Genomic DNA, 19,465 nt, shown 5'->3' on the forward strand with positions numbered 1-19,465 from the left:
TGATTCGATTCGCCCATTCCTTCTGCCAGCATCAGGCATTGAGCGAGCGCAGGAATTGCACCTGAACCACATCGACACCGTCGTTATCATCATCGTTCATTCGTGCAGCCGCAACGGAAAGCGTGCGCGCTGGAACAAACATACCTTCATCAACGCACACACGTGCTGCCTTTCGAACAATCGACGATACTTGCGTGTGTGGCCAGATGGGCAAATCATGAGAGATCAGCAATTGCTGAGCACCTTCGATGGTCTGCGGCACCGGAATGCACTGTGACTGAGCACGGGCAAGCAGTTCTTCGAGCTCGCCCTGCAACGTTGGAATCTTGCCAGAACTGATATGGTCACTCATCATGTATGCGGCCACGGCAACATCGAATTCGTCGCGCATCCATTCCGCATAGGCAAAGCGATAATAGGCAAAGGCTGCATCATCTCTGTCGAGCGCAACGCGCAAGGCATTCAAGGTGGCCGCACGAGCGGAATCCCAGTCCTCATTTCTTGCCAACTGAACGGCGAGTTTCAAATGAGAGAGCGGATATGCAGGAGCATAGGCGACCATCGCATTCAAATGCGGCAAAGCGGCAGTTGCACCCTTGATCTGAGCCAGAATATCAGCCAATTCCATATGCGCATAGAAGAGATTGTCAGGAATCAGCACCGTGGATTCGCGTGGTAATGCAAAGAGCCTGTTATAGACGACACGCTCCGCATACGAGTTGAAATAACGAGGCACTCCATCGTTGGCAGCGAACTGCGCATCAAGTTTTGCCACCGATGCCTCGACAAGTTCTATCGCTTTCTCAACCTGACCCGAGAACAGCAGATCGCGTCCCTTCAAACGCTGTGTATCGAGATCATGGGCGATTGCAAAGGCGAAGTCAGGGGTGTCTTCAGAATCGATCAAAGCCTTGGTTGCCTGAGGGGCAAGCTGCGTCAGCTCAGGATCATTGATCTGATTGACCAGTTTCATTGCCTGGCGTGCCTTGTCAACGGTCGGAATCGTGGTGTCTCCTGCCATGCGGTGGAATTCATTCACTGCATTCTGCAAGAGATCCTCGCGTTGAATCGAGAGATCGGACGCAAAACGAGATCCAAGAATCCTTGCCACCGATGGTGAGAGCTTGACATCAGCAAATTCAGGTTCCTCCTGTGCTCCTCTCGGCGAGAAACGAGTATCACGCAGATCGAAATCAGCATTGACGGGGGTGAGACCACCAGCGCCGTCCACATTCATGACTGCGCCAAATTCCTTATAGAAATCCTTTGGCCTAGCCAATCCATCACGACGTAGACGGGTAAGGAATGCCTCTCGTTTGAAGGTGACCGTCACCATATTGCGGACAGTCGGGTTCTTGCGCAACACATTCAACGGATCAGAAGGATTTTCTTCATTGACTGAATCCTCGTGCATGTCGGTATTGGAAAACGCGTCATCCTGCATGCTGCCATCATCAATGGCTTCGCCACCATCATTCGCGAGATCAGCAGCATCTGAAGCGGAAGATTGCTCGCCGTCCGGTGTGACATCGGATGATTCCGGAACGCCATCATTCTGCCCATCATGTGGATTGGAGAAGCTGATTTCATCGAAATCGACATCCTGCATCATGCTTTGGAATGTCTGATTAATCGATTCATCCGATTCATCGTGGTGCTTGATGCCGTTATGTGTATTGCCATGCGTCGGATCGCCGTGAACATCGCCGTCCTTGGGATCGGCCTTCGAGCCGGAAGCCTGTACGGAGCCATTCCTGATGCTTTCAAATGCGGTCAATGCCTGATTCATGAGCTCTGCGATAGCCGAATCCTGCTCGGCAACGGCCTCTTCGAGTCCAATCGAGTCGATGTGCAATGACACACGGCGAACATGGCTATCAGCACCGAACGCGATTGCGGCCATGATGATTCCAACGCGCATATTGTAGTCTGCACTCATGGAAGCTCGTTCCGCTTCGCTGATGTCAACCCAACCCTGCTGATCTTCATCGAAACGACTCGAAGGCATCATGGCTTGGCCCGCCGTGGTGAAGCCCAGGGCAACGTCACCGCCCAATAGATTCGAACGCAGCTCGACATCGAATCGATATGGCAGATGAAGCTCTCTCAGCATGGTCGATACCGCTTGGCGATAGACCCATTCGGAGCCATGAGCGTCTTCGAAAGCAAGGGACTCGTGCATATGGTGTGCTCGTGCTGCAGGATCAGGGTAGACATTCCAGATACGAGAAGCCACACCACGCGAGACACCCTCGATATGCGAGGCAGCCCCCTTGGCATCATCATGCACCGGATCGAAGCCTGCAGGCGGATAGTCATCAACCTGCAGGGCGGACAGCGCTGGGTTGAGCAGCAGGGCAAAGTCAATCTGTGCTGCCTCGGCTCTGGTGACCGTGTCTTCCGTGGGGAACACCCCCATACGCGCATTGCGCTCAAGCCAAGTACTGACTGAGGAGAATCTATTGAGATTGCCTTCGATCTTCAACGACCGCAAGGCAGGTCCGAATGCCAGTCCTGAGTCCCATGAGAAGAAGTAGCAGCCGGAGTACGAGGACGTGAACAGATGCAGCGGTTCAGCACCATGCACGGCCTCCAATCCGCCTACGGGATCGAGTGCACCCGCCTCGCGCATGATGTCTGCAAAGTGGTCTTCAAGGCCAGATGCACGCAGACCCTTCGCACGCGCCTCGATCGTGTCTCTGACAGCACGCCGGATTGCACCAATGGGAGCCTCACGATTGAGTCGCCTGAAGATATTTCCAGATCCGAAACCAATCAGGAATCCGTCAAGCTGCGGCAACATGTACGTGGTGAAGAATCCGATGGCGAGCGCATCTCGATATTCGAGATTGAAACGCATGTCATGTGGCAGTTGCGGCCGCAGTTGCTCGAGCGTATATCGATTCCCACTCTTGAGCCAAGAAGCGAGCCATGTCATTCGACCAGTCTGATCGCGGCCGACCATACCTCCCTGCACCGCCTTGATGGCGTGTGGTTCGGTCTCGTCTTCACTCCCGAAACGTGGTCCGGAGGGCAGACTGACATCCCCCTCCTTACTGAACATGAAGCTTGCATCAAGACTGTGCGTGTCCATGTCAATATCGGATCCAAGAAACACTCTCCCTTTGTCATCGGCAAGAGCTACCTGTGCAAAATGCGTATCATCTGGAAAGACGCCAAGCGAAAACGCCTTTCCCTTCATTGAAGGGAATTGCACCCATCCAATCGCCAAATCACCGGGGATACCTCCCATCGCAGGCAGGATACGTCGTTTGATCCACGGGCTCAACGCTTTCGAAGACTTCAGCAGCTCACGCATCATCCGGCTCTGTTCGGGGTCATTGTGCTGCTCGTCATCGTTCTGAGCGTGGAATGCGTGGTCATTGCCATGTCCAGCAATGAATTCGGTGATATGACCGACTCGCGTCTGCAATTTTGCAAAACGCTCGGAAAGCGACAGCTCACGCAACGATGTGCGCAATTCCTGCTGCATCAATCGCATGCTGCGCCTGTACTCTGCAAAGTCGAAGAAATGATTGATGGTAAAAGGCATAAGCATCATTGTTTCAATGCAACACGACATGAAGCCCATAGAAAAAGGGACATATGCCCCAAACACCGCTTCGACATGCCGCGGCCATTCTGGTTTTGCGCAACCTGGCGTGCAACAATCAGTTGGCAGGGCAAAATATAAGATTATGGGGATGAAGCATATGTCACTATCACGGTTCAGTCCGAATCGAAGTCGATTGGGAATCACTGTTGCCGTGTTGACTGCGCTTCTGCTGATTTCTTGCGTCGAAATCTTTGGATTCAATCTTGCCCATTGGCAGACGCTCTCTAACGATTCGCAGACTCTGCAGCTGGCAGATGCAACCCAGTCCGGGACCGGAACGGATCTCATTCTTGGCTCAGGATTGCGCTATTCAAGAGCTTCTGGAACGCTCACGATCACCGATGCAACCAGAGCCTATCTTGATATTTCAACGGATTCGAGCAGTGTATCCTCGCTCACTTTGCATGTGAGTAGGCAGCATATAGCCTTGTCCGATTCGCAGAACGTGAATGTCAGAATCGACACACTCACCAACGGGTCAGGCCGCACCACCGCGAATGGCACTGATGCTGCAGCATCCTGGTCTGTCTCTGGAACTCACACAATCAATGCCTTGGTCAGCGACAGCCTCACGATGCAGCTTCGACCGGCATCAACGCAATCCACGACAACTCGCATCTGGATTCAGGAACCGGCCAAGACCACGCTGACCATCAGCTCCATAACGCTCAATCCACGGGTCCCATTGAACATCAGTCCACTGCGCATTGGATTGATGGCACTGGTTGTGATGGTGATCCTTGCGCTTATGCCATGGTCTCGCCTATGGAGCATGCGGCTCGATACTTCACGGACGGCCTTGCGCTGGTCCACAGGAATCACCATCATGACAATGCTGGCCTTTGGGCTGGTTGGCGCAATCACGAGTATTGCAGCGTATCAGTCTCAGGAATTTCATAATCCTGGCGGCTATACCTACGATTACAACCAATATGCCTACCTTGCCGATGCCTTGCTTCATGGCCGCCCCTGGCTTGAACTGAAGGTTCCCCAAAGCTTTGCGCAGCTTGCAGACCCCTACGATGTAGCCGTTCGCGAACGATTACTGAGTCGCGGTGTCACACCTATCTATTGGGACTATGCCTTTTTCGACGGCCACTGGTATTCATATTTTGGTGTAATTCCAGCAGTACTGATCTATATGCCGTATCAGGCCATCACATCGCTGTGGGTCAGTAACGGTCTTATGCTTCCCACCCCTGCCGCCATGAGTATGCTCACTGCACTTGGCATGATTTTTGCAGTACTCCTGGTGATTCGAATATTGCAACGCCACTTTCCTCACAGCTCGCTTGCAGCCACGGTCATCTGCGTCATGGCAATGCTCCTTGCCACCAACTTCCCGTACCTCACCAGTTCAGGCATGTTCTATACGGTTCCCTTTGCAGCTTCGTTGGCGCTTACCTTCATGGGTCTATGGTTTTGGCTGGGCAGCCGAACATCATCCTCCAGACTTTCGTATACGCACGTCGTTGCAGGTTCGGCATGCATCGCCATGAATCTGGGCTGCCGTCCGACATTCATTCTGACCGCATTGCTTGCGATACCGATTTTTGGCCCATATGCCCTGGGACTCATACGCACACGGCGCATCAGAACCTTCTGCACCACGCTCGCCTGTGGCATAATCCCAGCTATTGCAATTTTCATCCCCCTGCTTGCATACAATTACTGGCGATTCGGCAGCATCACCAACTTTGGCAATGACTATCAGATCACCGTCACCAACATGACGCAATACAAGGCACCACTTTCAACGATTGCACCCGTCATCGGATATTACCTTGCACTGCCATCGAACTTCACGTCTGCATTCCCGTGGGTGGATTATGCTCCCGTGCCCTTGAACTCCTGGCAATATGCAGAGCCGGCGCTCGGTGGCATCTTCTTCATCGCGCCCATTCTTCTGATGATGGTTGCACTGCCACTGCTTACTTCGAGGCTTCACGCACGCCACATGCTTGCATCCGCATATTCCATGCTGGGATTGGGAATTCTGCTCCTGCTCTTCGATGCTTACAAGGCCGGATTCTCCTGGCGATACATGCTCGACTTCTCTTGGCTTTTTTCATTGGTGTCCGTGCTCTGCATCGCCGAACTGCTCTCGCGCATCCCACCTCACCATCAATCGAATTTCAGCTCAATTATGACGCGTGACATGGGCAAATCTCAAGGCAGCGAACAAGCCACCACACAACAGGTCACCACTCAGCAGGCCACCGCACGGTGGACCATTGCACGTGGAACCATCGCACAGTGGATCATCCTTGCCCTGCTGTTCATTACCGCCATCATGGGCATTCTCGGCACACTCCTGCTCTGGGAACGCAACGACCCCACCACATCACTTGCGTTGGCACAGTGGTTTATCGCCTAGATATGTGCCCTGCTGTTCACACATCGATGAGCCAGTCGGATGATGTGCTTGCCGCGCAGACGATTGAGATACTCGGTATATTGGAGTCGTTCGAAGGTACCTTCATAATGTTGTCATTAATGTCGAATTATTTCGACATTAATACCCACTCAGCGCTCAGGAACTCGATGCGGCATAGACATCGCATCGTCTTCGGTGATTGGACGAATTACCTTGCACGGCACTCCGGCTGCAAAGCTGTTCGCCGGAATGTTGTGAGTCACCATCGAACCCGCGCCAATGACGCATCCCTCCCCGATGGTCACTCCACCGGTGACGGTGACGTTGGTTGCCAGCCAGCAGTTATCTCCAATGGTGATGGGCGCACCGTATTCATAGTCGAAATCGCTGCCATCCGCCGCTTTGCGAATGTTACGGTCCTGCCACCGCATTGGATGAATCGGGGTAACAATCGAGGTGTGCGGGCCAAACATGACCTTGTCTCCAATGGTGACCGGGCATACATCAAGAATGGTGAGATCGAAATTGGCATAGAAATCTTCGCCAATGGTGACGAAATCGCCATAATCCAGATACACGGGTCCAGCGATATAGCCGTTTGCACCCATGTGCGGCAACAGTGCGCTCTGGATTCTCGATCGGAGCTGCACATCTGCCTCAACCGAGCGGTTATAATCTTCGCACAGCGCATGAGCGCGATCACGCATGGCTGAAAGCTGTGGATCAGCGGCGTTATAAAGCTCCCCTGCAATCATGTGTTCGAGTTCAGTGGTCATGTCGTTGCTCCTTATGTATGCATTGCGTATCAGATATAGATCTGAATGATAGTGAGTTTCACGGATGCGGGCGCATCATTATGCCCGCAACAGCTCGTCAATCTGTGAGAGAACTGCCCGAATCTGCCGTTCGAACACGTGCATTTCAGGCAGGAGTGATACTGCCAGCACGCCGTTCGATGGCATGTCAAAATAGTACCCAGGTTGGGCACTCAGGCGATGCTTTCGCAACAATGCCAATACCAACGCATCCTCGTCAATGACTGAGGGGAATCGTAGCAGTACATTCCATCCGGCCTGAGCAGGGAGCACATCTGCAACACCTGTTGGATGTTGTGCAACCATGCTCAGAAGGCACGTATAGTTGGCTCTCACGCGTGCACGAACCTTGCATAGCTGAGTGTCGGCGAGAGCCAGTAACTCTGGGATGCGTTGAGCGATGATGTTGCTCATGGGAAGATAGTCATCGGCGATGGTATCAAGCCGAGTCAATGCCTCCTGCCTTTCGCGCTGCGGTCCAGATACACGAATCCAACCAACCTTCGCATGCGGCGCAGCCAGCAGCTTTGAAAAACCATCCAATGCGAACGTCAGAACCTGCGATTCCCCTGCAAATCGCTGTCCAACGGTTTGAGCTCTTTCAAGCTGTTCCTCGTCAGTCTGAAGAGAGTATTCAAAGAACACTTCGTCGGCAATGATAGCAAGGCCATAACTGGCACATATCCGAATCAGCTGCTGACGTTCCCAGCTCTGCACATACGAAGCGGTGGGGTTATTGGGATTGATCAGCACAATGGCCCGTATACGCTGTGGATTGCCATGAGCCAGCTGCTCCTCTATCGCAGCGATGTCAATCGTCCACGACCCATCAAAATGCAAGGGATAACTGATGGAACGCACGCATTCGAGCCGTGCTATGGAATCCACGAGAGGATAGCCTGGCTTTGGCACCATCACCGCATCCCCAGCGTCACAGAGCAGCTTCATGAGCCACGAATACGCCTGAGAGGTGGAACTCAGTACAAAGAGTGCGTCTGGATCAGGCTGGATCGCACCTTCATGCTTGGCAATGAACGAGCAGATTGCCTCGCGTGATTCGCGCGGACCACGTGGATCAGCCCTGTAAGGTCCGGGCAATGGCTCAGGGGCAAGTCCATGAATCGTGGGATTGGCATCATTGAGCTTGGAGAATGTGACTCCCCTGCTTCGATCCTTCGCCTCTTCATCGGCAATTGGGTTGAGCGAACCATATTCGACACGAGACGAAAAATGCATAAGCCCGACTATCCCCTTATCATTTGCCACGCTCTCCAATATACGTTGTGCTTTGTAAGTCGGTTTTCGAGTAAATCCGAGCGAAAACCGACTTACAAAGCACAAGGTATAGAAAGAGTGACTCCCAAAGCACAGCCTGAGCACCGCATATTGGTGAAGAAAGACTTCAGTCCTGGTGAATCATCGCATGATAGGCTGCACCAACGATGCCGGCCTGATTGCGTAATTTGGCAGGAACTATAGGAGTTTCGATTTCAATCTGTGGGATGAATCTGTCGCTCATGCGGCTGACTCCACCACCAACAACGAAAAGATCTGGATTGAAATAGGTTTCCAACATGTGGTAGTACCTGGTGAGGCGCTTTGCCCACTTCTTATATCCGAGATTTTGGTTTTCGCGAACTGAAGCAGCGGCATAATGCTCAGCATCGTCACCCCTGAGTGTCAAATGTCCAAGTTCACTGTTGGGAATGAGCACGCCGTTATAGATCATTGCTGAACCGATGCCTGTGCCAAGCGTGGTGGCTATGACGAAGCCATTCTCTCCCTTGGCAGCACCAAACTGAACCTCGGCAAGACCTGCTGCATCAGCATCATTGACCACATCGACATGACGGCCGACTGACTCGCTGAGAGCCTTCTGCACATCGACGCCAAGCCACGACTTGTCAAGATTGGCCATGAAGTTAAGTGCCTTGCCAGGTCGAATCGGAGCAGGGAAAGCAATGCCGACGGGCATGCTATCAGGAACTTCAAAGCGGTCCAGCATTTCCTTGACGACCTTGCCCACGGCATCTGGCGTTGAAACCTCAGGGGTCAGGATCTTTTGACGTGGCTCGGCAATATCGCCGATATTCATATCGACTGGAGCTCCCTTAATTCCGGAACCACCAATATCAATGCCAAAGGCCTGCGCCGTCTCAATCATCTTCGATCTCCTTGTATCAAACGTGCCCTCAGCGCAACCGCTTTCACCGCAATCCGCGCTGTTTGCTGTTCCATTAACAACCAAGTTATGCAAACGATGGCATTAGCCAGTGTTCCAATCACCTGATGGCCATAACTGTAACGAGTCGTAAAGACAGATACGGCGTGCCGCATTGCACGACACGCCAATCCCTTGCACTGCGGACAGCAAACGTTTTCATTGTTGCCCAGAAGAGCCGCTATTTCAAGGCAGGCATGGGCTGCCATGATGGATCATGAAGCAATGCACGAGAGTCCCACCATCCATGGATCAGCTCTCGAAGGCCGGTCATGAAGTGGCTTCGATCCACCGCAACAAGGCGTATCACTTCCTTGGCACATGTTGCAAGTGTGCCAATGGCGAAGAGCAGTGGACGATAGTCGCCATGAAGCATGAAGTAACGGGCCATGTAGCCACGGTTTCGCATGATGTAATACCGGTTCATGTCTGATGTCGAATTGAGCTGACGGACTCCTGCGATGTCCCAGTTCGCAATTTCTCGAGTCCGTCTCATTACCATATCGGGAATGATGATGGGACTCGTGACCTTGCTCGCGAGGTAGCCGTACAGAGTGTCATCCCAGTAGATAAAGAATCGGGGATCGGGCAGACCGATCTTCTCAACGACGTTGCGAGAAATCATGCCGCCTTCAAAGCACATCGTGTTCATGACCTTGTATCCGGCGTAGCCAAATCCAGCAGGCGCAATCGGATCGGGGATGCCGAGCGATACAAGGAAGTGATACTGCCAATAGAATGGGCCACCATCATAATCGAGACGGGAACCCTGTATAACCTCGTGAGAACCGGACCACTTCTCCAGATGGTCAAGTCCTTCTGGCAGCACGGCAACGTCATCATCCATGACCCAGAACCACTGAGCGCCAAGGCCATACGCCTTGCGAATGCCCACAGAAAAGCCGCCGGAACCACCTGCATTGTGATCCATTGGAACATATACCACGCGTTGATCATTCCCACTGGCATCGGGAATCGTCTTGCCCCATTGGCGTGTGATATCAGCGCCGAACCGCTCAACCATGCCGGCCGTCTCGGATGAGCTTTCATTGTCAACGATCACGATACGCCACGGTGCCTGGGTGAGCTTGGTGATCGATTCGAATAGCACTCCCAAAAGTTGTTGACGCTTAAATGTGACTACAACCATTGCAACTTTTTCCATAAGTCCTATTCTCCCACCACCGACACGACAATGCATACGAGTGTATATTTTTCCACGATTGCTGAGTGCAGGTCGTGCCTTCAGTGACGCTCTGCATATAGCTTGTGCTTTGAGAGTCGCCATCCCCTCGTCACCCCGAGCCCACCATCCCTTCGTCATCCCAAGCCCGCCGTCCCGCCGTCCCTTTGTCATCTCGAGCGTAGTCGAGGGATCTCACCACTGAATATCAACGACGCAGATCTCTCGACTACGCTCGAGATGACAGAAGAAAGAATCAAACATGACGTTGAATTTTTTGGAAAGCATATGCATTTTTTAAAGCTGGTTTTTTCGACATATTTCTCACAGCGAAGGGCTGTGATACATTAGGATTCGTCAGTTTCAGGGTTTGGTGAAATTCCTTACTGGCGGTAACGACAGCGCTAGCGAACATAATGGCGCACATGCGAAGCCCGCGACCCGCGAAAGCGGCTGATTCGGTGAGATTCCGAGGCCAACGGTTACAGTCCGGATGGAAGAAACGAGGCTCAGCATGAGCATGCCTACACATAGTGTCGATCCACATTCAACCAAGAATGACGGCGAAGGACGCTGGTCGACTCGTCGCATCGCAATCTACGCATTGTTCGTCGCGTTGGCAATTGTCGCCAGTTTTATCGAATTTCCGATTTTCCCTGCCGCACCGTATCTCAAATACGACCCTTCGGGAATCGTGTCATTGATTGCAGGATTTGCCTTCGGGCCGATGGCTGCCGTGCTGGTAAGCATCCTCTCCTGGATACCTCACATGTTTGCTGACCCACTCGGCAGCATCATGGCAATCGTCGTGGCTTTAGGATTGAGCGTTCCGGCATCTCTTCTGTATCGTCGTTTCCATTCACGCATAGGTGCACTCTATGGCATTCTGCTCGGAGCTGGGTGCGCTTTGATCGTTGCCTTGCTCGGCAATCTAGTGGTAACGCCGCTGTATGCAAACATTTCAGTGGAACAAGTCATAGCTATGATTCTGCCGATTCTGCTGCCATTCAACCTGCTCAAGCTCGCCATCCATGGCGTGGTGACCTTCATCATCTACAAACCGATTTCGATGCTTGTCAAGCGGTGAAGCACATATGATCCATACCGATATGTTCGCTGCTCCTACCGTTTCCTCTTCCCAGGCCATTCATGACAGTGCCCAGATTAACCGGTCAGCTTCTGATACTCATACGAAACAGATCGCCAACGTTCAACTCACTGATGTGAGATTCAGCTACGATCATGGCAGAAGCTGGGCACTGGACGGCATTTCCTTTGACATTCACAGAGGTGAATACATCTGCATTCTCGGTGCGAATGGGTCTGGAAAGAGCACACTCGGCAGAATTCTGGCAGGATTTGTCAGTCCCGATGCCGGTCAGGTCGACCTTATGGGTCAAACGGTTTTTTCCGGAACTCATGCCGACGAACAAGCGTATCGGCAGGCACGCCATCATATCGGCATGGTGTTTCAAAATCCCGAAGATCAGATAGTCACGACGGTAGTCCAGGACGATGTGGCCTTTGGCGTGGAAAATCTTGGCGTGCCACATGATCACATCGCAACACGCGTGCATCAGGCTCTCGAACAGGTTGACATGCTCGACTTTGCTCTAGCCGACCCTTCGCGTCTCTCGGGCGGGCAGCAGCAGCGGGTCGCCATTGCTGGCGCCTTGGCCATGCATCCGGGAATGCTGGTGCTCGATGAGCCGGTTGCCATGCTCGATGATGCCGGTCGTCAGGAAGTGTCAGGAATCATTCAAAGGCTTCGCGACGAGAAGACAACGATCATCAACATCACTCATATGTTTGAAGATGCCCGCACCGCAGACCGTCTGATCGTGCTTGATCATGGAACGCTCGCATACGATGGTCGTCCGAACGCCTTCTTGAATAGCCCAGAATTGTTGAAAGCTCACGGTCTTGAAGATATTCGCGAGCAAGAGCTCGGAGCACAGCCATTGAGCATGGCTTCCGACACGAAAAACACACATGAAAAGCGCAAGCAAGCATTGGCAATCGATCATGTGACATTTACATTCAGCGATGCCCATAAGCCAGCCTTGAGCGATGTGAGTTTCAGCGCCAATCAAGGCGAGATCATTGCCATCGTTGGTAGGAATGGTTCTGGAAAATCAACGTTGGCTCGTCTTATCTGCGCACTTGCCAAGCCTCAGCAAGGTTCGATAGAGGTCAATGGCATCAACGCCTATGGTGCTCGCGGGCACCGTGGCAGAAGGCTGCGCAAATCATTGAGAGCATGTGTAGGATATGTGATGCAGCATCCCGAGCGTCAGTTGTTTGCGGATACTGTTGAGGCCGACGTTGCGTATGGACCACATAACCTAGGATGCTCGGATGACCAGACCCGACAACGGGTAGATGAAACGCTCGAATTTCTCGGCATTGCCGCATATGCTGAACGCTCACCCTTTGCACTTTCTGGCGGCCAGCAGCGATTGGCCGCAATTGCGGGAGTAATAGCCTCAGAACCCACCGTTCTTGTTTTGGACGAACCAACGGCTGGTCTCGACGCTCACGCGCGTTCTCGAATGTATACATTGATTGCACAGCTCAAGGCACAGGGCACGACAATCATCATGACGACGCATTCGCATGACGAGGCCGAGCTACTGTCAGATAAGGTCGCACTGCTCCATCATGGTTCGCTGCTGGCCTTTGGAGAGCCAAAGGACGTGCTTCCTCTGTATGACGAGATCACGGACAGGGCTTTGAACCTGCATGCACATTCCGATAAGCGTCAGCAGGGCTTCAACCCTTCTGACCGCTCCCCCATTGCCAAGAAATCTTCATGGATTCATCTGCTCGATCCACGTGTCAAGATGGTATCGGCTCTGGTGATGATGTTCACTGCCTTTGCAATTCACAGCCTCTGGCAGCTCGCATGGGCTGCAGTCGTGGTGTGTGGCATAGTCGGAATGTCTCGGCTCGGTATTCGCCATGTGCTGCAAACGGTGAAAATCTTGCTTGCGATGTTGGTCGTCATGGGAGTTCTGAACCTGCTGGTGACTCGTAGCGGCACAGTGCTCTTCCAATGGGGCATAGTGATGGTCACCGATGCCGGCATCATGTCAGCCGTGTTGTATACCTGCAGATTCGCTCTTGTTGTGATGCTCGGAGCTGTGGTGATGCAGACCACGACTCCTACAGAAATGACTGATTCCATGGAATCGCTGCTATCCCCATTGAAACGCTGGGGATTCCATGTGCAGGAACTCGCATTGGTGATGTCGCTGGCATTGAGATTCATACCAACCTTGACACGCGAAGCCCGCCAGATTATCGATGCTCAGGCTGCTCGCGGTGGCAGTGTCGAAACCGGCAGCCCCATTGAGCGCGTAAAGGCACTGGCTTCCATTGTTGTACCGGTGTTTGCCGGTGCTTTGCGTCATGCAGACAATGTGAGCCTTGCACTGGATGCCCGCTGCTATGAGGGCGGATCAGGGCGCACTCACTTCCGTATGCTCAAAACCCACAAGAAAGATTACTGCTTCCTCGCCGGATCAGTCTTCTATATTGCACTGCTATTCGCAATTCCGGCAATTTTCTGACATCTAATCACAACAATGTACCCGGGGTTTCGAGTTTTGTGGCAATTGCAAAGTGCAGAATCCAATATTCGGCTTTTCTTCGACGTAATTTCAACGATTTCTTGCCCTTATACTTCGCAATTGCCACAAAACTCGAAATCTCGCAAACTTGCAACAAAAAATGTCCGCTCACTTCGAACAGTGAGCGGACATCTGAGTCTCTGACGCGTGGTTCAGAAGAGTTTACTCCTTCGAAGTTCCCGCATCAGTTGGAGAAGCACCAGAACCTTCATCATGTTCACCGGATGGCGTTCCTGCGGATGCGCCCACCAGCTCAGGCTTATCGCCATCTGCACCAGGGGTGAACGGCTCGCCCTTGAAGGTGAACTCTCCGAGAATGCCTTCGCCGGAAGCATCAATATGGACGTTCTCATTATCACCGAGATCTCCCATAAGAATCTTCTCAGAGATTGCATCCTCAATATCACGCTGAATCACACGACGCAATGGACGTGCGCCAAGCAGGGGGTCAAAGCCCTTCTGCGCGAGCAAATCCTTCGCGGCGTCCGTGAGTTCAAGCGACATGTGACGTTCGAAGAGACGATCGTTGAGCTGATGAATGTCAAGGTCGACAATCTCACGAACTTGCTGCTCGTTGAGCTGACGGAACACAATGATGTCGTCGAGACGGTTCAGGAACTCAGGACGGAACTGCTGCTTGAGCTCGCCCGAAACCTGATCCTTCATGCGCTGATAGGTCGTGTCCGTTCCGCCACCAAGGTTGAATCCAGTGTTGGCAGCCTTCGCGATGTCACGCGTACCAAGGTTGGTAGTAAGAATGATGATCGTATTCTTGAAATCAACCTTGCGTCCCTGACCATCGGTCAGATGACCGTCATCAAGCACCTGCAGCAACGTGTTGAAGATGTCTGGATGGGCCTTCTCGATTTCATCGAACAGCACCACCGAGAATGGCTTGCGACGCACCTTTTCAGTGAGTTCGCCACCCTCTTCATAACCGACATACCCCGGAGGAGCACCGAAGAGACGTGAAGCCGCGTACTTCTCGGAGAACTCAGACATATCGACACGAATCAACGCATCTTCATCGTCAAAGAGGAACTGTGCCAAAGTCTTGGCAAGTTCGGTCTTTCCAACGCCGGTAGGACCAGCGAAGATGAATGAACCAGCTGGGCGACGTGGATCCTTCAAACCAACACGGGTGCGTCGAATCGAACGGGACAACGCCGAGACGGCCTCATCCTGACCAATGATGCGCTTGTGCAGTTCCTTCTCCATGTTGAGCAGCTTCTTGGACTCAGCCTGAGTGAGCTTGAAGACGGGGATACCAGTGCTCGAGGAAATCACCTCGGCAATAACATCTTCGTCAACGACCATACGAACGTCGGATTCGCCTTCACGCCAAGCCTGTTCCTTCTCCTTGCGCTCAGCCTCTACCTTCTCCTGCTTGTCACGCAGGTCGGCAGCCTTTTCGAAGTCCTGATCCTTGATCGCCTGATCCTTCTCCTGGTTCAGCTTGGCAACCTTCTCGTCAAGCTGACGCAGCTCTGGAGGCGCTGTCAGACGCTTGATACGCAGGCGTGCACCTGCCTCATCAATCAGATCGATGGCCTTGTCAGGAAGATTGCGATCCTGAATGTAGCGAGAGGAAAGCTCTGCGGCAGATTGCAAGGCACCGTCAGTGATGGTTACGTGATGATGGTTCTCGTAGCGGTCGCGAAGCCCCTTAAGGATTTCGATGGTTTCCGCGATGGTAGGTTCGGGAACCTGGATCGGCTGGAAACGACGCTCAAGCGCAGCATCCTTCTCGATGTATTTGCGATATTCATCGGTCGTCGTAGCGCCAATGGTCTGGAGTTCACCACGAGCCAGCAGGGGCTTCAACATGTCGGAAGCACCAAGCGCTCCGTCTGCCGAGCCTGCCCCAACAATCGTATGAATTTCGTCGATGAAGAGCACGATATCGCCGCGAGTCTTGATTTCTTTCAGAACCTTTTTCAAGCGCTCTTCGAAATCACCACGGTATCGAGACCCTGCAACCATCGAACCCAGATCGAGCGAATAGATTTGTTTGTCCTTCAACGTCTCAGGAACGTCGCCATCCTTGATCTTCTGAGCCAGTCCTTCGACAACTGCCGTCTTACCAACGCCAGGTTCTCCAATGAGAACAGGGTTGTTCTTGGTGCGCCTGGAGAGTACGACCATCACTCGCTCAATTTCCTTGCTGCGCCCAATGACTGGATCGAGCTTGCCTTCGACGGCCTCTTGGGTGAGGTTTCTGCCGAATTGGTCAAGGATTGCAGATCCGGTCTGTCCTTGCTTGCCTTGGACTCCACCGGCGTTGGCCAGATCGCCCTTGGCAGCATCCTTTGAATCGTGGCTGCCGCGAATCATATCGATGGTGCTCGTGCGAAGATCCCCAAGGTCCACGCCCATCTTGATCAGCACCTGTGTACCGACGCCTTCGCCCTCGTGAATGAGACCGAGGAGAATGTGTTCCGTGCCGATATAACTGTGCCCGAGCTGCAATGCTTCACGCAGACTCATTTCCAAAACCTGCCGCGCGTGAGGAGTGAAAGGAATATGGCCGTTTGGAGCCGCATTCCCTTTGCCTATCATCTCTTCGACTTGCTTACGGGTAGCTTCAAGTTCGACACCCTTGGCTGCGAGCGCTTTCGCTGCGACCCCTTCACCCTCACGAATCAACCCAAGCAATAGGTGTTCCGTACCAATGTAATTATGTTGAAGGGCGCGAGCCTCTTCCTGCGCCAGCACTATTACGCGCCGCGCACGGTCGGTAAACCGTTCGAACATGCTTGTCCTTCCCTTGATGACTGTATGTAACTCTACAGATTTGCGCTGACGTTTATTTCCAAGCACTTATTGATTGCGCTATCAACGCAAATCAACGATATGCTTGGGTTGGAATACAACAGACGGAATGAAGATTCCAAGACCACGAAGTTGGGAGGAATTCATGGCTGAAGAACACATGACCGATGAACAGCTGAATCACAACCAGGACGCTCAGAGCCGAGAAGTCAAGGATCAGCAGCAGGAATCATCCGAAGACCACGAATACGACGATGATATTGTTGTCGGACTCGATGGCTCTCGTGAATCATTTGCGGCATTGCGGTGGTCTTTGGCAGAAGCCAGCGCATCAGGTCAGAACGTCAACGCAGTATTCGGATGGACCCCGTCTTGGAACGCTGGCACTGAGCCAAAGACAGACGAGGAATGGGACAAACTTCGGCAGACGCTGATTACTACCTTGAACGATTGGGTCGATGATGCGATCCCTGACTTTGATATGGATCCAGAACGACTCACGCTTACTTCCGTACAGGCTTCCGGCCCTGCTGCGCTTCTTGAAATCGGAACGCATGCTCAGCAGATAGTTGTAGGAAAACGAAATATCGGTCCACTGACACGATGGTTCCTGGGATCGACGTCTGCACCATTGATTGAGGATGCCAAGGTTCCCGTGACGCTCGTCCACATTCCGCCCGAGGATTCGGTGTCTGTGAGAGCAAGCATCGCAGCTGCCTTGACAGTGGCTGGCACAATGTCCGGAACAACGTCACCCGCCACGAATGGAACTCCCGGGCAGCCGGGTAATTCTGCAGATAATGCAGGCAATCAGTCAGAGAACTCAGAAAATCAATCCACGAAAGACGAGGCAAAGCTGCAAAATCGCAGTCCTTTGGTTGTCGGAGTCGATGGTTCTGAGATCTCCTTGAAAGCATTGCAGTTTGCCGCGCATGAGGCAGACGTTCATGGTTTCGACCTGCATGTACTGCTGTGTTGGCAGATGAAGGATTTGGGTACGATTCCCGGTTATGAAAATGCAATCGCTCCGATCCATGTCGGCCAGCTGCAGGCTGAGGAGAAACTGCGCGACATTGTCGCCAAAGTTCATGTTCCCAATTCAGTGACGATTCATCTGCACGCATTCCACACCACCGCGGTCAAGGGAATCATGGATGCTTCGAAATATGCAGGCTGGATCATTGTCGGATCCCGTGGGCTGACGGGTATGAACGCCCGACTGCTTGGATCGGTGAGCCGACAGCTCTTGAACCTTGCAGAGTGCACGGTCACCATCGTTCACTAGTCAGATTGCTTGGATTCGTCGGATGCTCGGGGTGAAGCCTTGTCGTCGGATTGAAGCTTTTCGATCAATTCGACTTCAGGGCGTTCCTCACGCGGTGCCTGCTTCACGATGTCAATATGGAGGTCATCGAATGCGGGTTCCGATTGCACCCACAGCGGGCTCATTTCAGGTGGGTTGATGTCAGAATGCTCTCCGCAGCCATGGTCAAGCGACACCACTCGCCCATCATCAGGACTCCAGCGGTTGGCACATACCCCGAACATGGTTCCCAACTCCCCACTCAGAGGGATGTAGAATCCGCATTCATCGCAGGTATGCCCTTCCGCGGCCTTCGTAGACAAAGACTTCGGACCACCCTGACCTGCATACCAACGTTTCGCTGCCTCGGAGCGTCCAAGTGGACTCAATACACGGCGGCGTGCAAGATGCAATGTATCCACTGCCTCTTGAAGATCCTCGCTCGATTCATGTTCGGATTCGTGATCCTCGGCGGCGGAATCGGCAGATGCAAGGTCAGAACCCCCTGAACCGGCATTCTCTGATTGAGCATCTGCTGCATCGGGTTCATCTGAATCTGGTGCAACAGATGACACAGCAGCATGAGAGGCATCTGGGGAATCTGTGGCATCTGGGGAACTGACTGTCTGAGCCGCCGCATGAGCCGCAACAGCATCGGTCTCCTTGGTTTCAACTGCCTCACTACCGGCTTCAGCAGCATCAACCTTGCGGAATCCGTCTTCGAGCCGCTTGTCGTCACTTTCCGTACCCATGACATCGGTTACCGAAAAGTCTTCGGGGACAAGCCGATCCTTCCATGGCACCCACTGTGGGGATAGCAATGCCCCTGACGCAGGTATCAAGGAAGACTCGTCGACTGTCCATCGATCGGCTTCGACATCGTGATATAGGGTCACTGACCACTGCCAGCTCTCATAACCAGGAATGTGTGCCTTGAATCGAAAATCTGTCACGCCATCGCCAATATCTTGCGAAGTGATGAATTCGCCTACTTCGCTCTCTTGTGATGCCACCTGAAGTGCGGTAAAGCGCGCCATCTCTTCGGGATCAATGTCCGAATTCATGTCTCGATCCTCAGTCATGCGATGCTGTATCCTCGTATCTCTTTCTAGAAGACTCTAGCTTCTAGTCTTGCACGTCAAAATTATCGGCAACTGCACGAAGCAGCGTGGCGAGTTTCTTGGACTCCGCAGGCGCAGGGTAATGATGTCTTCGCAGACCGTTGCCCGCAGAATCAAGCAGCTTGATGAGATCCTCAACGATTGCTGCCATGTCATCGGCCTTGGGCCTGGTCGCCATGACCACCGATGGAGCTGGCCCGACAAGAGTCACGTCCAAAGCCTGTGGCCCTTTACGCCCCTCCGCTACGGAGAACTCGACTTTAGCGCCCTTACGGAGGGTCTTCACACCCGCAGGCAGCGCGAGGGCAGGCAAGAATACATCCTTGCCTTCGTCGCTTGTGATGAAACCAAAACCTCTGGTCGCATCGAACCACCGTACTCTTCCGCTGGGCATAGTCCACCTCTTCACAACTTGGGACACATCT

12 protein-coding genes and 1 riboswitch are annotated in these 19,465 nt (G+C 52.9%); of the genes, 4 read left to right on the forward strand and 8 right to left on the reverse strand.

Going from position 1 to position 19,465, the window contains the following annotated elements:
• Window positions 1-31: 31 nt before the first annotated feature.
• Complete coding sequence (locus tag BAQU_RS08335) at window positions 32-3,553, reverse strand: tetratricopeptide repeat protein (protein WP_094694631.1); 3,522 nt, start codon at window positions 3,551-3,553, stop codon at window positions 32-34.
• A 160-nt stretch (window positions 3,554-3,713) separates the two neighbouring features.
• Between BAQU_RS08335 and BAQU_RS08340 the strand changes: the two genes are divergently transcribed.
• Window positions 3,714-5,993 carry a hypothetical protein gene (locus BAQU_RS08340; RefSeq protein ID WP_143241985.1) on the forward strand — a complete coding sequence of 760 codons (2,280 nt, stop codon included), beginning with the start codon at window positions 3,714-3,716 and terminating at the stop codon, window positions 5,991-5,993.
• Between the two features lie 149 nt (window positions 5,994-6,142).
• On the opposite strand, the gene BAQU_RS10690 is transcribed toward BAQU_RS08340, so the two are convergent.
• The 4 genes from BAQU_RS10690 to BAQU_RS08360 form a co-directional block, all read right to left on the reverse strand.
• On the reverse strand, window positions 6,143-6,769 hold the full coding sequence (locus tag BAQU_RS10690; protein ID WP_094694635.1) for a sugar O-acetyltransferase: 627 nt from the start codon (window positions 6,767-6,769) through the stop codon (window positions 6,143-6,145).
• A 78-nt stretch (window positions 6,770-6,847) separates the two neighbouring features.
• Entirely contained in the window at window positions 6,848-8,044 is a 1,197-nt protein-coding gene (locus BAQU_RS08350) for a pyridoxal phosphate-dependent aminotransferase (RefSeq protein ID WP_094694637.1), read from the reverse strand.
• Window positions 8,045-8,210: 166 nt separating this feature from the next.
• The gene (gene ppgK, locus BAQU_RS08355) at window positions 8,211-8,972 is read right to left on the reverse strand and encodes a polyphosphate--glucose phosphotransferase (protein WP_094694639.1); all 762 of its coding nucleotides are present in this window, start codon (window positions 8,970-8,972) and stop codon (window positions 8,211-8,213) included.
• A 238-nt stretch (window positions 8,973-9,210) separates the two neighbouring features.
• Window positions 9,211-10,230, reverse strand: coding sequence for a glycosyltransferase (locus tag BAQU_RS08360; RefSeq protein WP_094694641.1), 1,020 nt, complete (start codon window positions 10,228-10,230; stop codon window positions 9,211-9,213).
• Window positions 10,231-10,567: 337 nt separating this feature from the next.
• Window positions 10,568-10,721: riboswitch (FMN riboswitch) on the forward strand.
• Between BAQU_RS08360 and BAQU_RS08365 the strand changes: the two genes are divergently transcribed.
• Window positions 10,706-11,299 carry an ECF transporter S component gene (locus BAQU_RS08365; RefSeq protein WP_158215676.1) on the forward strand — a complete coding sequence of 198 codons (594 nt, stop codon included), beginning with the start codon at window positions 10,706-10,708 and terminating at the stop codon, window positions 11,297-11,299. (Overlaps the previous riboswitch by 16 nt.)
• A 7-nt stretch (window positions 11,300-11,306) precedes the next feature.
• Entirely contained in the window at window positions 11,307-13,784 is a 2,478-nt protein-coding gene (locus tag BAQU_RS08370) for an energy-coupling factor transporter ATPase (RefSeq protein ID WP_244568494.1), read from the forward strand.
• Between the two features lie 222 nt (window positions 13,785-14,006).
• On the opposite strand, the gene BAQU_RS08375 is transcribed toward BAQU_RS08370, so the two are convergent.
• Window positions 14,007-16,598, reverse strand: coding sequence for an ATP-dependent Clp protease ATP-binding subunit (locus tag BAQU_RS08375; RefSeq protein WP_094694645.1), 2,592 nt, complete (start codon window positions 16,596-16,598; stop codon window positions 14,007-14,009).
• Window positions 16,599-16,761: 163 nt separating this feature from the next.
• On the opposite strand from BAQU_RS08375, the gene BAQU_RS08380 reads away from it, so the two are divergent.
• Entirely contained in the window at window positions 16,762-17,901 is a 1,140-nt protein-coding gene (locus tag BAQU_RS08380; RefSeq protein ID WP_244568495.1) for a universal stress protein, read from the forward strand.
• Here the strand turns inward: BAQU_RS08380 and BAQU_RS08385 are convergent.
• The gene (locus tag BAQU_RS08385) at window positions 17,898-19,001 is read right to left on the reverse strand and encodes a DUF3027 domain-containing protein (protein WP_244568496.1); all 1,104 of its coding nucleotides are present in this window, start codon (window positions 18,999-19,001) and stop codon (window positions 17,898-17,900) included. The genes BAQU_RS08380 and BAQU_RS08385 overlap by 4 nt on opposite strands.
• 43 nt (window positions 19,002-19,044) lie before the next feature.
• Complete coding sequence (locus BAQU_RS08390) at window positions 19,045-19,434, reverse strand: cold-shock protein (RefSeq protein WP_094694647.1); 390 nt, start codon at window positions 19,432-19,434, stop codon at window positions 19,045-19,047.
• Window positions 19,435-19,465: the final 31 nt, after the last annotated feature.

Source organism: Bifidobacterium aquikefiri (genome assembly GCF_002259795.1).
GTDB classification, from domain to species: Bacteria; Actinomycetota; Actinomycetes; order Actinomycetales; family Bifidobacteriaceae; genus Bombiscardovia; species Bombiscardovia aquikefiri.

Excerpts from the sequence above, each read along its gene's own strand:
- BAQU_RS08380 (WP_244568495.1), top strand. The coding sequence starts at position 16,762 with ATGGCTGAAGAACACATGACCGATGAACAGCTGAATCACAACCAGGAC.
- BAQU_RS08340 (WP_143241985.1), top strand. The coding sequence starts at position 3,714 with ATGTCACTATCACGGTTCAGTCCGAATCGAAGTCGATTGGGAATCACT.
- BAQU_RS08350 (WP_094694637.1), bottom strand. The coding sequence starts at position 8,044 with ATGCATTTTTCGTCTCGTGTCGAATATGGTTCGCTCAACCCAATTGCC.
- BAQU_RS08370 (WP_244568494.1), top strand. The coding sequence starts at position 11,307 with ATGATCCATACCGATATGTTCGCTGCTCCTACCGTTTCCTCTTCCCAG.
- BAQU_RS08360 (WP_094694641.1), bottom strand. The coding sequence starts at position 10,230 with ATGCATTGTCGTGTCGGTGGTGGGAGAATAGGACTTATGGAAAAAGTT.
- BAQU_RS08365 (WP_158215676.1), top strand. The coding sequence starts at position 10,706 with ATGGAAGAAACGAGGCTCAGCATGAGCATGCCTACACATAGTGTCGAT.
- BAQU_RS08390 (WP_094694647.1), bottom strand. The coding sequence starts at position 19,434 with ATGCCCAGCGGAAGAGTACGGTGGTTCGATGCGACCAGAGGTTTTGGT.
- BAQU_RS08385 (WP_244568496.1), bottom strand. The coding sequence starts at position 19,001 with ATGACTGAGGATCGAGACATGAATTCGGACATTGATCCCGAAGAGATG.
- ppgK (WP_094694639.1), bottom strand. The coding sequence starts at position 8,972 with ATGATTGAGACGGCGCAGGCCTTTGGCATTGATATTGGTGGTTCCGGA.
- BAQU_RS08335 (WP_094694631.1), bottom strand. The coding sequence starts at position 3,553 with ATGCCTTTTACCATCAATCATTTCTTCGACTTTGCAGAGTACAGGCGC.
- BAQU_RS10690 (WP_094694635.1), bottom strand. The coding sequence starts at position 6,769 with ATGACCACTGAACTCGAACACATGATTGCAGGGGAGCTTTATAACGCC.
- BAQU_RS08375 (WP_094694645.1), bottom strand. The coding sequence starts at position 16,598 with ATGTTCGAACGGTTTACCGACCGTGCGCGGCGCGTAATAGTGCTGGCG.